This window comes from Sphingomonas sp. SphC10 (genome assembly GCF_057004845.1).
The window spans coordinates 20,760-33,000 of the sequence record NZ_CM168044.1; the positions used below are offsets into that span (position 1 = coordinate 20,760).

Below are 12,241 nucleotides of genomic sequence, written 5' to 3' on the forward strand. Positions count from 1 at the left end.
GGTCGGGGTGATCGATTGCCCCAACCTTACGCATCAGCACCGGGCTGGCGAAAAGACGTGTGCACCCATCTGCCGTGGCATAGGCTGATTTGCCCCCGCGTCAGTATGCACCGGCCCACCTAACCGGTCTTAACTATAGTCAATATCATAAAGTTAACTCGCGATAGGCAGTTGGCGCGCCCTGCGCTGGGGGGCGCCAATGGATCGAAGGGACTGCCTCCGTGCAAAATCTCCGCATCTCGGGAAAGCTTATCGCGTGCTTTTCCATTCTGCTGATCGCGCTCATGGGACTAGCGGCACTCGCCGTCGTTCGCTTGGGCGATATGCGCGACATTGCGGTCAATCTCGGTGGTGAGCAGCGTGCCCAATTGGAGGCGATCGCGGTCATCAATGCCAGCACGGCGACCTATCGCGCCACGATCGGCCAGCATCTGTTGTCCGTCACCCCGGAGGACCGGGCGGTTGCACAGCGGCGGATCGACGAGCTTCGCGACCAGATCGCGGAGCGGACGCGCTGGCTTCGGCCCCGGCTGGCGAATGACGAGACGCGCAATGCGCTCGATACGTTCGTGCGCGACTGGAACGAATATCGCAGCCATGCGGAGGAAACCTCGCGAGCGGCGGCGATCGGGTCGCCCCAGGCTATTGCGCTTTTCCGGGTCGCACGGCCCTATTTCGTCACGGCGAACAAGGCCGCCGACACGATGCGCGTGAAGCAGTCGCAGGCGATCGACGCGCTGGTGGCCGAGGCGAAGGACAATTATCAGACCAGTGAACGGATCGTAATCGGCACCGTGATCGGCGTCGCCCTGCTGACCATGGCTATGTTGATGCTGCTGGTTCGCCTGATCGCACGGCCGGTCGGTGCGATGAGCGGCCTGCTTGGCAAGCTGGCGGCAGGCGAGCGATCCGTCGCGATCCCCGCGAACGACGCGCGAGACGAAGTCGGCGGCATGATGCGCGCCGCCGCCACGCTGCGCGATCAGCTGGCGCAGGCCGATCGGCAAAAGGACGAGCAGGCGGCGCTCATCGTCTCGACGATCGGGGCGGGGATGCAGGCCCTAGCCGTCGGGGATCTGACCGCCCGGATCGATGTCGCACTGGATGAACCCTTTGCGTCGCTGGCCAGCGACTTCAACAACGCCATGGCTCAGGTTGAGCAGGCGATGATCGCGGTGAGTGGTGTTTCCGAAGGCCTTCGTGCGGCCTCGGGAGAGATACGTTCAGCGTCCGAGGACTTGTCCCAGCGCACTGAGCAGCAGGCCGCCAGCCTGGAGGAGACCGCCGCCTCAATGCAGCAGATCACGGACATGGTCGGGCGTTCGGCATCTGACGCAAAACGTGCGGATACGGTGGCAGCAGACGCCAGCAGCGCTGCGCAAAACGGTGGGCAGGTCGTACGCGATGCAGTCGCAGCGATGAGCGGTATCGAGCGGTCCAGCCATGAGATCTCGGAGATAATCAGCGTGATCGATGGCATCGCCTTCCAGACCAATCTGTTGGCGCTAAACGCCGGGGTCGAGGCGGCACGTGCCGGTGACGCGGGCAAGGGCTTTGCTGTCGTCGCCTCCGAAGTCCGGGCGCTGGCGCAGCGTTCGGCGGATGCGGCCAAGGACGTAAAGTCGCGAATCGTGGCCAGCAATCAGCAGATCGGGACGGGTGTTGAGCTGGTGGCGGAGACAGGGCGCTCGCTCGATCAGATCATCGGTCGAGTCCAGGAGATCACGGCACTGATCAATAGCTTGGCTAACTCGGCGGAACAGCAGGCTAGTGGCTTGGGTCAGGTCAATGTTGCGGTCGAGGAGATGGACGGCGTGACCCAGCGCAACGCCGCTATGGTTGAGGAAACGACTGCTGCGGCTCGTGAACTGACGGACAAGGCGGACGAACTGGCGGGACATGTCGCGCGCTTCCGGATTGGCGCGTCGGGGATTCGTGCGACCCAAGCTACTGGCTCACGGACTCGGCTGGCCCCGAAACCTGCAATGCGTCTGGTCTCCGGAGGCAGCGCCGCATTTTCCGAGGAATGGTCGGAATTTTGAGAAAACCCCCGGCAGCCTCCGCGCTGCCGGGCCTCGTGTGATAAGGGTTGGAGCGGCGCGGCTCAAATTCCGCTCAAATGCGTATCTAGGTGATCACGAAGGTACACAGTACACCTCTCATATACAAAGATGTTCTACCCGCTCCACCCCCTTAGATAGTCCGAACGGAAGCTTGCTGCCTGAGTAAGCCCGGCGCTATCCAAGATGGTATAGCTCCGTCCTTCGACGCCGATGAGGCCTAAGTCGCGTAATCGCCGAATAACGCGATTCACATGTACGGCGGTCAACCCAAGAGCGTCTCCTATATCTTCCTGCGTAATTGGGAGGAAGAAGCTGCCGTGTTTCGTCTGGTCGATTGCTTTCAGGCGTTCGCAAAATTCGCAAAACAGATGCGAAAGAGCATGTAGCGCGTCATCAGATGCAAGGAGCCATTTGCGTAAGATGGCTTCCTCGTTGAGCTTCGATCGCCATAGAGCATCGTTTATTATCGGATGCGCGGCGACGAGGTCGCGAACAGCATCTCGATGCATTCTGCCAATCGTGCAATCGGTGATCGCGGTGATCGAGTGGTCCATGCTGGAGTGGCACACGGCATGAATACCACAGAAGTCGCCTGGCAATAGAAAGCCGGTGATGCGGCGTGTGCCGTTTGCGCGGAGCGAATACCGTGCAGCCCATCCCGAGAGCACAACGTATAGATAGTCAGGCTTCTCGCCTGACCGAATGATGTCATGGCGGCGGCGGACGGGAAACTGCTCTATCGGAATTTCATCGAGAGCAGCTCGACACTCGTTGTCCAAATCAACCAGGCTACGAAGCCTGTTTATGAAGATCGATCCGCTCATTCGGCCTCCGAGATCAGCATTTGGCTTGGCGGCAAGAATTTATCTCAGATAAAACTGGGATTCTAGAGGGGGGCAGCTGATGCAGCCACCCATGTGGACCTCCCATTTTCGCCAAATGAATCCGTGGGCCTCACGGAAGCGTGTGAATGTGTCGATCACACATCGGTAATTAAGCAATTCCAATGAGTTCGTTAGTGGTGCAACATGCGGTTGAGTTGTAAATTGCCGGGCCCGAGCGATGGGCCATCATAATGGGGGAGGGGGAGTATGCTTCGAGGTTTAGAGCTTACAACAGCTGCAATGATGTGTGTCGCACTTTCACCGCTTCCTGCTGACGCGCGCGGAGGTGCGCTTTCGGACGTGCAGGTAAAGCAGCGCATCATCAAGGCATCGATCTCCGAATATCCGGGCAATTGCCCCTGTCCCTACAACTCTGCACGTAACGGGTCGCGCTGTGGCCGTCGAAGCGCTTGGAACCGCGCTGGGGGATATGCCCCCATGTGCTACGCCAGCGACGTCACGAAGGCTGACGTGCGTGCTTGGCGGGCAAGCCATTAAGCGTTCATCGGGCTCGCCTATGGCTTGGCCAGATCACATCCCGCTCGGAGAGCACGTTGCGAATTACAATTGGCCTAGCGATTGCCTGCCTGTCGATCGTCTTTCCTGCGGCGGGCGCCCAGGCGGAACGATGTCCGCAGCTTTTTGCAGGGGGTGATGCGCCCGTCCTGAATAAGCCAAGCCTCGCTCAAGGGACGACGCAACTCTGCAATCGGACATTCTCGGTCCTGCATTCGTCACGCACGCGGACCCCGCTTTGGTCAGCCGAGCACCTGACCCGCGCATCGGTGACGGCAGCGCGAAACTATGACCAGCGGAGCAATCGCTTCCATGCCGATCCCCGGCTCATACCATCGGATCGTGCGGAGCTGAGTGACTATGTACGTTCCGGCTTCGACCGGGGCCATATGGCGCCCTCAGGTGATATGGTCGACGCCGAGTCAGACTATGAAAGTTTCAGCCTGGCGAACATCGCGCCCCAAGCGCCGTCGCTGAACCGCAATGGGTGGGCGGATCTTGAGCAGTACGTCCGTGGCCTGACAATGACGTTAGGGGAAACCTACGTCGTAACCGGCCCGCTATATGAGGGGGCGACGATAAAGACGCTCAAGGGGCGGGTCCTTATCCCTACGTCTTATTGGAAAGCCGTGTGGTCTCGCGGCCAGGGCGCAGGCGCTTGGATAGCGACGAATGCCGCCAAGCCGGTCTGGCAAGTCGTATCGATAGCTGAGTTGACCCGCCGGACTGGCATCGACCCGTTCCCTCAGCTCGACCGCGCAACCAGAGCCAAGGTCCCGGCATTTCCTACTTTCGATCGCACCAAAAGCTCGAGGAGAAGCAGGCCATGACGATGAAGCCTTTCGCTGATGACAGCACTGTGGACAGCATCGGCGATCTGTCGGCTGAGAACGCGTCGGACGCGGTTACGCTGTCTGGTTCTGTTGAGATAACCCGGGACAAGGCTGGCTTGAAGCGCGCTCAGTCGCTGAAGGCCTTGGTCGATGCCATCTGCGGCGAACTGGAGGCGGCCGACCTGCCTGATCGCCTAGAACGTGAAGGCAAGGGTGAGACCGGCGAAGTCGCCAATCCGTTTGCTTGATCCATAGGGTGCGCGGGATCTATTTGCATCCCGCGTTGATTAGGGCCTGATGTGCAACCGAGCCCGATTCGATGGCGAACCGCAGACCATATTCCAGTCGGCTGCCAAGCTGTTTGACGAGCGGCCTCGCGATAACCGCTTCCACCCGCAGGAATTGCGTCCCAAGGCGCGGAGCTATGTGATCCGCGAACAGGATGGCGAGCGCGCCTGGGATGTCATGTCCTGGGACGTACTGGGCGGGAAAGCCCCATACCCTATGACCAACGTGCGCAACCTAGATTTGCCGCAGTGGCGTCGCCTAGCCGCTGATCCCGCGAGCCGCTGCATCGTCCCGCTCACGGAGTTCTGCGAGTTCACGCCGGACAAGCACGACCTGGGGGACGGCAAGCCACCGTTGAAAGGCGAGATGTGGTTCAGCGTCAACGATCAGCCAATTTTTGCTGTCGCGGGCTTCTGGCAGCAGACGGTCGAGGGACGGTCGTTCGCGATGGTTACCTGTGACGCCAACGAACTCGTCAGGCCTATCCATCCAAAGGCGATGATCACTGTCCTGCACCCAGAGGATGTGACGACATGGCTGCGCGCACCGGCAGAAGAAGCGGTGATGCTCCAGCGCCCGTACCGTGCGGATCGAATGAGAGTGCGTGGGCCCGTGTTTCCTACCCGCCGTGCTGCTGAACCGATAACGCCTTAGACCTGCGGTTTGGAACCTCTATAGCACGCTTGCAGAACAAAGGTGGTTAACGGCTTTCTCTCCGTACGGGTTTGTAGGGTGGGGCGCGAAATGCCGCGATTTTGGCGGGAAATGGGCCCTACAGCGCGATTTGAGTCAAGTGGTACGCCAGAGAGCCTTTTCGCCGAAAAAGCGCTTGAGAGGGGCCCTGAGTCAGATTCTGCTTGCGCTGCGTCAAGATTCAATCCAAACGCAAAAAGGCCCGAGGTGGCTAGACCCCGGGCCTCATATGCAAACCGCGACGGAACCGCGGTCGAATTTGCTGCAGCGGCGCTCTTTTGAGCGTTCGTTGGGGGGAAGTCAACCCGGTTCCGTCGCCTATCAAGGTGGCTAAAGATGGGACGTAAGTGCTCCCCGCCGGTGACGCGTGAGATGGCGGCTCACATCAAATACCTGCTGAAGCGTGGCGATCTGTTCCAGCAGCAGATTGCGGCCATGCTGACCATCAATCAGGGGCGTATCACGGACGTGAAGCAGGGCAAGCTGCACCCCGATGTTGGCCCCATGAAGGGGGCTTTCCCGGCTTAACGGTCGAGGGCGTCAGGCGAGTGATCGCTTGGCGCCCTTCGCCCTTCTTTTAAAGCTGTTCGACGTGCGGTGTCGCATCTAAGTCGCATCAGTCACTCGGTCGACTCAGCCCCTCGCATGGCAGACCGAAACTAACGGACGGCTGCCTCGGCTATCGCCACGGTCGCGGCTCTACCCCTCCGTCGTTCCATTTCCTGTGTGGGCGACGCGCCCTGTCCGAACGACGACTTGGCGGCGGTCTGCGGCTTGAACCGCTGGTCCAAGTACCCGCCCGCGATCGAGCCGCCCAGTACCGTGGCACCAATTATGCCCACACCGAGGAAACCTGTGCTGCGTCTCATGCGACCACTCCCAGATGGGTACAAGGAAATGTAGGTTAGAGACGGCTGAAACGGGCTCGTCTGGGTCAGGGTCCCCGCGACACGTTTTGTTACAGCGTTCGTGCATCACGCTCGAACCGTCGGCACCTCATCAATCCGCGTCGTCCACGCAGGTGATCGCATCTCCGATCGAAGCCGCCACTGCCGCTTGAATCCCTGTCCAGCGGTGACCGCAGTGAACGTTCCGAAGCGCCCGTTCACCTCGTCGAGCGCAGCCATGAGACGATCGCGCTTCTCCGTATCGGCCTCGAATAGCGTCCGGGGGCGATCATCGGCCGCCATCAGATCGTCGAGCAGGATTCCGGCCTTCGTATAGGCGTATCCATCCCGCCAGGCTCGTTCCGCACACCGTCGGGCGGCGGCGATCAATTCCAGGCTATCGCTCGTCATCGGGTGCAGCGTCACCGCTCGGGATCCAGCGTACTGTGGCCGGTCGGGCTTATGCTTGTTGGTGTGGAAGAATGCCGTCAGCCGCCCCGCGACGAGGCCATGGTTGCGCAGCTTTTCTCCCGCCCGCAGCGCATATTGGGATAGAGCACCCATGAGCCCGTCGAAGTCGGTCACAGGCGTCCCGAAGGACCGCGTGACAGCCATGCCCTTGCGTTGCGGCTCGACCGCCTCAACAGCGTCAGCGGGGATGCCGCGCAGCTCAGCGACCAGCCGTTCTAGGACGACCGTCCCGACGCCTCGGGCCTGCTTCATGGGCATATCTCGAAGCCCGGCGGCGGTGGTGACGCCCAGCGCTGCCAGCTTCATTGCTGTCGCCTTGCCGATGCCCCAGACGTCACCGACGGGGAAAGCCCGCATGACGTCGTGGCGGAGGCGTTCATCTCGAAGGTCGGCAACGCCACCGAAGCGGGGCTGCTTCTTCGCGGCGGCGTTCGCCAATTTGGCTAGCGTCTTGGTATCCGCAATGCCGACACAGGTCGGAATCGTCGTCCAGCGCAAAACCTGAGTGCGCAGGCGATGGGCATGGTCGACAAGGTCGCGGTCATCGAACCCGGTCAGGTCGAGGAATATTTCGTCAATTGAGTATATCTCGAAGTCCCGGACGAACGCCTGGCAGGCAGCCAGGACGCGGCGCTGCATGTCGCCATAGAGCGTGTAGTTGGATGAGCGGACCTGAACGCCATGGCGTCGGATCAGGTCACGCAGGTGATGGGCCGGATCACCCATCTTGATGCCCAACGCCTTCGCCTCGGCAGAGCGCGCGATTGCGCAGCCGTCGTTGTTCGACAGCACGATGACCGGCACGCCCACCAAGCTGGAATCGAACGCTCGCTCACAGCTGACATAGTAGTTGTTGCAGTCGATCAGGGCGATTGGCGAGGTCATACGACCTTACGCGCTACGCCCACCACGACGCCCCAGATCTCGACATATTCGTCGACGAGAATGTGTGAGAAGCCATCGGCCTCCGGGACGAGCCAATAGCGGCCGTCCATTTGCTTGAGCCGCTTCAGCGTGCGGTCGCCATGGACCAGCGCGACGACGATGGAACCGGCGCGGGCCCGCTTGGCACGGTTGACCACAATCAGGTCACCATCGGTGATCCCGGCGCCCGCCATAGATCCGCCTTCGACCCGCATGATGTAACTCGCGGCCGGGTGCTCGACGAGCCACGCCCCAAGATCGATCGGTTCTTCCATGTCGTCCTGGGCAGGCGAGGGGAAGCCCGCCGGGGTTCGGCACAGAAAGAACGGCACCTCGCGCGGGATGAGGTCGAACGGCACGTCATGCAGGCGCATCGCAGGCTGGGGTGTCACGTGACGGGAAGCGCAAGCTGCTCGCCAGCGGCAGCCAGACAGGCACGCGCTGCCAATGCGCCATCGACGGCCTGACGGTAATGCACGGTCCCGTATCGCTCCGCCTCCTCGAACGCGAACTGCGCCCATTCGTCCGAGGGATAGCAAGCCTCGTAAATAGCGCGCGCGGCTTCGCGCAGGCGGGGGTCGTGCTGCATCATGCTCATATTCCAGCGATTCGTGGCCCGGCCTAGCTGGAACAAAATACGAACATAGGTCAAGGGGTTGGATGAGGTGCTGACGTCTCGAGGGCTTGGGGAATATGATGGACTGGACGGCTGACATCTGCGCGCTACGCTCAGGCGAGGGAGAATGTCGATGCTGCAAGAAAAGGTCCGGACGTCGTGCTGGGTGGCAATCGCAGCAGGGCTGATCGCCTCACCAGCGATCGCGCAGGAGTTCACGCCGCCCGTCGGTTACAGCGCCGGACCGAATACAGCGGCGCGTCCGTGCGTAGCGCCTGTGGTAGATGCATCGGCACCGCGCTTGACCTGCATTCCAATAGCCGAGGCGGCCAAGCTGTTCAGGACGGACCCGGGTTATCCGAATGCCGACAAGCAGCACCTTCAGGTCGTCGGGGCCTATTATCTTGATTTGCCAGCGGGTGAGCGGCTGACCGAGGCAAGCGCTGGAGGGTACCTACCCGTCCATTTGAAGCTCAGCGGGGGAAGGTGTTTCAGCCTGAGTGCGGAATACTACGGCAAGCTGTCCGATGCGCGGCTGACCCCAGCCACATGTGACGGCCGGTCCTTCAAGGACGATCGGGTTGCCCCGCAGCCAGCGGGTAAGTCGCTGCGGCTGGTCGGCTCGGCTTGGAGTTATGACGCCTGGGTCGATGACAAGGCTGGCACGACGATCGTCACGGCGCCTTACTCCAAGACATTCAAGCCGCTGTTTACCGCGCACATGCCTGTCACCGCGATCATGGCAATGAATAGCCCAGACGCACCGCTGGGGAACGTGACGTTGGTTGGGCAGCTCCACGGCAAGCCGGTCGTGATCGTGCTCGAGGTGTCGTTCTAGAATCATCCGGAATGGTTTCGCGGTATTGCCCGTGGCACCCGATAACAGAGGCCAATTAGCAACATAAATTTGGCACTCAGGATTGGAGAGCGCTAGAATGGTGCAATGAAACTGCCGACTCCGCGATACGTCGTATACATCGACGAGGCGGGCGATCCTGGTGTGAAGCAAAAATCCGCCGCCGAGCTCGAGGCGGCGTCCGAGTGGTTTGTTGTATCGGCAGTAGTAATTCGGGATACGCGAGAGCAAGATGCACCAGCGTGGATCGCCGATATGAGAGAGGCTGTTCGAGCGCAGGGCCGATCGCCGATCCATTATCGCAAGCTATCTCGGCCAAATCAGGCGCGGGTGTGTCGCATGCTTGCTGGCAAGGATGTACGAATTTTTATCGTTGCCTCGCATAAGACAAACATGCGGGGTTATCAAAATAAGAGGATGGGTAGTTCGTTCGGCCGTGGTGAGTTTTATAACTGGTGCCTGCGCCTCCTGCTGGAGCGCGTGACACAGTGGTGTGCTAACCGGTCCAAGGTCGAAGAACGAGGGGTGGAACCCGCGCGCATCGTTTTTTCGGAACGCGGCGGCCACGATTATACGCACTTACGCGGGTATATCGATACTCTTTGCGCACAAGCTGAGACGGGCAGAACCTTCCTCAAAGCGAAGGAAGTCGTACCTGGAGTTCTTCATGCTGGCTTGTGTGACGTCCGGCCGCATAGTGGGCTGGCTGGGCTCCAGTTGGCTGACATCGCCGCAAGCGCGTTCTTTCAAGGATTAGACAGTAAGTCATCGGCTTATTCGACCGAGCCTGCGCTTGCCCTTCATCCTCGCGTGGCCAAAGCTCCGAAACAGCGTAGCGCAGCTGGTTTCGGCCTTTTGCGGCTGCCTTTTGGGCATCAAGGCGAGATTCCCGTCAGCGATCGCCCGCTGTTTGAGGCTTACGGATATAGTTGGGAGTAGGTGACGGGCCCCGGCCTTCCTGACACCGATCAGTCGATAGGCCACCATCCTGTGGGCAACCATCTGAACGGCTGCCGTCACGCACTGGGCGTTCAGGCAGAAGGGTGTTCCGGCGCATCCCGCCGTCATCTGTTTAGGGCCTCGCGAGTTTTGCTTCAATGGCGCCCTAGCGATGGGCGACTCGGCTGGCCGTATATATGAGTCGGCTGGACTCGCGCTGGTGTTCGCTTGGCGCGCGCATTAACCAGCAAGTGGATCAATCGGCTTGAACCGCAGCGAACGCTTTCAGGCGTGCGTCATTTCCGGTGATCCCCCACCATGCTTTTCGGAGCCGGCCTGGGGAATTTTCAGGGTGTGGGACTTTTTTCCAACGATTATAGAGCCATACATATTCGCAAAATACGGAAGGTCGCTTTTCACGGACTTCAGTTATGAAATGTTCAAGGCTATTATAATCCCGCATAAATTGATGCTGGAACCACATCTTATAAATCTTTTCGTCAAACAGTTTCCGCCTGATTCCTAGCGAAATAAGCTCATATTCGTTAATCTGTTGACGAATTATTTGCCTCTCCGGACTTGGGATCGCGTCGGGATTTGCGAATTCGAGAATATTAAGATTGTCATCTGGGTCATTGTGTCGAAGCATTACGTCTTTAAATTGAGTGTATCGCTTCTGGCCCGCATCATCCATGAAGGTTTTAAGTACCATATCGAGCGTGGCGCGTCGCCGGTTGACCTGCCGAGTGTACCGAAAAGCGAGAAAGGCTACGATCGCGGATACAAGCGTTATTGTTGCGCTAATGACCGGGGCGGCGTCTTTCCACTCCTTCAAAAACTCAAACATTCTTGCCCCCGACGAAAAAACGCCCCGGCTTATTAGGCCGAGGCGTCCGTATCAAGTGCAATGTATAGGGTGAGGCTCAGTCGCCGCCCCAGCCCTCGAAATTGGACGTCTTCTGCTTCATAGTTGGCCTCCTGCTGCCAATCCTAGCTACCTGGATCAGTCTGAACCGATGCTGTCGCTCAGCCTGATTCACTAGCGTTGTTGTCGATCTACGTTGGTTGATCGCTCTGTGTCAACGATGCCTCACAGCGTGTGTTCCAATGCGATCCACCGTCGATGACGTTATATGTAAGCCGTAAAGGGATGGTTGCAATCACGGTAAAGGTCGTTCGATGGGTGATAGAAAGTTAGTTGATCATCATCGCCTCGACAATCGCCTGCATCAGCACATGACGCGGCACCGGGACCCCGACGGACACATAGCCGGGGTTCTGTGCCGACCGCGTCCCGTACAGGTCTATCCACTTACGCCCATGCTGCCGCCATGCACGCTGGAGCGGCACGACAGGCAGTAACAGGCACATCCCGGCCGGAGCATAGGCGTACCCGATGAAGTCCGCCGCCAAGGGCTTCTGAATCCAGCCTGGCACCCGGCGTGCTTCGTCCGACCAGCGCTCCAGCAGAACATCGGGCCAGTCGTGCATCCGCACCTTCTCGTCGACCGTATAGGTCCGCCCGCAGGACAGGGTGAGAAGCCGGTCTATCCCGCCACGCTGCGCCCATCCATCTTCGCGCACCGCCACCGCTGACACCATCGTCGGGAACGCGCGCCGGTAGAGCGGCAGCCACCAATCCGCGTCCACGAAGCTCTCGGACAGCGCCAGGCTATCGCGGAAGCGATGCACACGCGGAGAGCCCGCCGCTCGACGATCGCGAGCGGCGGGCCTGTGTTCCATGCGCCGGGAGGGGACCGGCGGCGTGATCGGCTCAGGAGTGAACGTCATCCGCCTCCATGGGGTCGTCTTCCTCCAGATCTTCGGGTTCGAGGTCCGTATCGCCGTCCAGCTCGTCCATGCGGTCGATCAGCCGTTCGGTGATCCGCGCCAGTTCTGCACGGGGCAGCGAGGGGATGGTGGCCAGCACGGCATGAGGCGATGCTACCCGGTCCAACCGATGCCAGGGACGGCGGCGCGATCGGCGCCAGGGCATCGCACGGTTCGCGCTGGGCGGCGGGGTGACGGCGGCGTGTCCCATCATGCCGCCTCCCCATAGTGCCGCTGTTCGATGGTCTGGCGCACCGCTTCCGCTCGTTCAGGATGCCCGACTAGCTGCGCCATCAGCGGCGTCAGATCGTCTGAGGGGCAGTCCTGAATGACGAGCCACAGCTTGCGGTCGGACGTGAGCGCATAGCCGCCGCCGATCTGGACGAGGGCGTGGAGCCAAGCAGTGGGGTTAAACGGGGCGGGGTGGAGGAGGGTGGCCAT

The 12,241-nt window shown here is 60.3% G+C and carries 16 protein-coding genes; 7 read left to right on the forward strand and 9 right to left on the reverse strand.

Annotated elements, in window-relative coordinates; genetic code table 11:
- Positions 1 to 284: 284 nt before the first annotated feature.
- Positions 285 to 2,042 carry a methyl-accepting chemotaxis protein gene (locus ACWKSV_RS00110; protein WP_237243543.1) on the forward strand — a complete coding sequence of 586 codons (1,758 nt, stop codon included), beginning with the start codon at positions 285 to 287 and terminating at the stop codon, positions 2,040 to 2,042.
- A gap of 134 nt (positions 2,043 to 2,176) precedes the next feature.
- Here the strand turns inward: ACWKSV_RS00110 and ACWKSV_RS00115 are convergent, their stop codons facing one another.
- Positions 2,177 to 2,887, reverse strand: a complete 711-nt coding sequence (locus ACWKSV_RS00115; protein ID WP_076715340.1) for a Crp/Fnr family transcriptional regulator — start codon at positions 2,885 to 2,887, stop codon at positions 2,177 to 2,179.
- Between the two features lie 614 nt (positions 2,888 to 3,501).
- Here ACWKSV_RS00115 and ACWKSV_RS00120 point away from each other — a divergent pair.
- From ACWKSV_RS00120 to ACWKSV_RS00135, 4 genes are all read left to right on the forward strand, one after another.
- Positions 3,502 to 4,293 (forward strand): DNA/RNA non-specific endonuclease, encoded by a 792-nt coding sequence (locus ACWKSV_RS00120; protein ID WP_076715343.1) that lies wholly within the window; start codon positions 3,502 to 3,504, stop codon positions 4,291 to 4,293.
- Positions 4,290 to 4,544 (forward strand): hypothetical protein, encoded by a 255-nt coding sequence (locus ACWKSV_RS00125; protein WP_076715345.1) that lies wholly within the window; start codon positions 4,290 to 4,292, stop codon positions 4,542 to 4,544. The genes ACWKSV_RS00120 and ACWKSV_RS00125 overlap by 4 nt, the downstream gene beginning before the upstream one ends.
- Before the next feature lie 49 nt (positions 4,545 to 4,593).
- On the forward strand, positions 4,594 to 5,238 hold the full coding sequence (locus ACWKSV_RS00130; protein WP_076715347.1) for an SOS response-associated peptidase family protein: 645 nt from the start codon (positions 4,594 to 4,596) through the stop codon (positions 5,236 to 5,238).
- Positions 5,239 to 5,649: 411 nt separating this feature from the next.
- Positions 5,650 to 5,805 carry a helix-turn-helix domain-containing protein gene (locus ACWKSV_RS00135; protein WP_216637080.1) on the forward strand — a complete coding sequence of 52 codons (156 nt, stop codon included), beginning with the start codon at positions 5,650 to 5,652 and terminating at the stop codon, positions 5,803 to 5,805.
- 131 nt (positions 5,806 to 5,936) lie between these two features.
- Here the strand turns inward: ACWKSV_RS00135 and ACWKSV_RS00140 are convergent, their stop codons facing one another.
- The 4 genes from ACWKSV_RS00140 to ACWKSV_RS00155 all read right to left on the reverse strand — a co-directional run bounded on the left by ACWKSV_RS00140 (position 5,937) and on the right by ACWKSV_RS00155 (position 8,151).
- A complete protein-coding gene (locus ACWKSV_RS00140) occupies positions 5,937 to 6,146 on the reverse strand; it encodes a hypothetical protein (RefSeq protein WP_076715348.1) in 210 nt (69 codons plus the stop codon).
- A 105-nt stretch (positions 6,147 to 6,251) separates the two neighbouring features.
- A complete protein-coding gene (locus ACWKSV_RS00145) occupies positions 6,252 to 7,520 on the reverse strand; it encodes a Y-family DNA polymerase (RefSeq protein ID WP_076715350.1) in 1,269 nt (422 codons plus the stop codon).
- Entirely contained in the window at positions 7,517 to 7,933 is a 417-nt protein-coding gene (locus ACWKSV_RS00150) for a LexA family protein (RefSeq protein WP_076715351.1), read from the reverse strand. The genes ACWKSV_RS00145 and ACWKSV_RS00150 overlap by 4 nt, the downstream gene beginning before the upstream one ends.
- A gap of 14 nt (positions 7,934 to 7,947) precedes the next feature.
- Complete coding sequence (locus ACWKSV_RS00155) at positions 7,948 to 8,151, reverse strand: hypothetical protein (protein ID WP_405051367.1); 204 nt, start codon at positions 8,149 to 8,151, stop codon at positions 7,948 to 7,950.
- A gap of 157 nt (positions 8,152 to 8,308) precedes the next feature.
- Between ACWKSV_RS00155 and ACWKSV_RS00160 the strand changes: the two genes are divergently transcribed.
- Both ACWKSV_RS00160 and ACWKSV_RS00165 read left to right on the forward strand, forming a co-directional pair.
- Positions 8,309 to 9,013, forward strand: coding sequence for a hypothetical protein (locus ACWKSV_RS00160; RefSeq protein WP_156884202.1), 705 nt, complete (start codon positions 8,309 to 8,311; stop codon positions 9,011 to 9,013).
- Positions 9,014 to 9,118: 105 nt separating this feature from the next.
- Positions 9,119 to 9,970, forward strand: coding sequence for a DUF3800 domain-containing protein (locus tag ACWKSV_RS00165; RefSeq protein ID WP_076715354.1), 852 nt, complete (start codon positions 9,119 to 9,121; stop codon positions 9,968 to 9,970).
- A 256-nt stretch (positions 9,971 to 10,226) separates the two neighbouring features.
- Here ACWKSV_RS00165 and ACWKSV_RS00170 read toward each other — a convergent pair whose 3' ends face one another.
- The 4 genes from ACWKSV_RS00170 to ACWKSV_RS00185 all read right to left on the reverse strand — a co-directional run bounded on the left by ACWKSV_RS00170 (position 10,227) and on the right by ACWKSV_RS00185 (position 12,241).
- Positions 10,227 to 10,817: a DUF4760 domain-containing protein gene (locus ACWKSV_RS00170; protein ID WP_076715356.1), complete on the reverse strand. Its 591-nt coding sequence runs from the start codon at positions 10,815 to 10,817 to the stop codon at positions 10,227 to 10,229.
- Positions 10,818 to 11,164: 347 nt separating this feature from the next.
- On the reverse strand, positions 11,165 to 11,713 hold the full coding sequence (locus tag ACWKSV_RS00175; protein WP_237243544.1) for a hypothetical protein: 549 nt from the start codon (positions 11,711 to 11,713) through the stop codon (positions 11,165 to 11,167).
- A gap of 31 nt (positions 11,714 to 11,744) precedes the next feature.
- On the reverse strand, positions 11,745 to 12,014 hold the full coding sequence (locus ACWKSV_RS00180; protein ID WP_076715357.1) for a hypothetical protein: 270 nt from the start codon (positions 12,012 to 12,014) through the stop codon (positions 11,745 to 11,747).
- Positions 12,011 to 12,241: a hypothetical protein gene (locus ACWKSV_RS00185; protein WP_076715359.1), complete on the reverse strand. Its 231-nt coding sequence runs from the start codon at positions 12,239 to 12,241 to the stop codon at positions 12,011 to 12,013. The genes ACWKSV_RS00180 and ACWKSV_RS00185 overlap by 4 nt, the downstream gene beginning before the upstream one ends.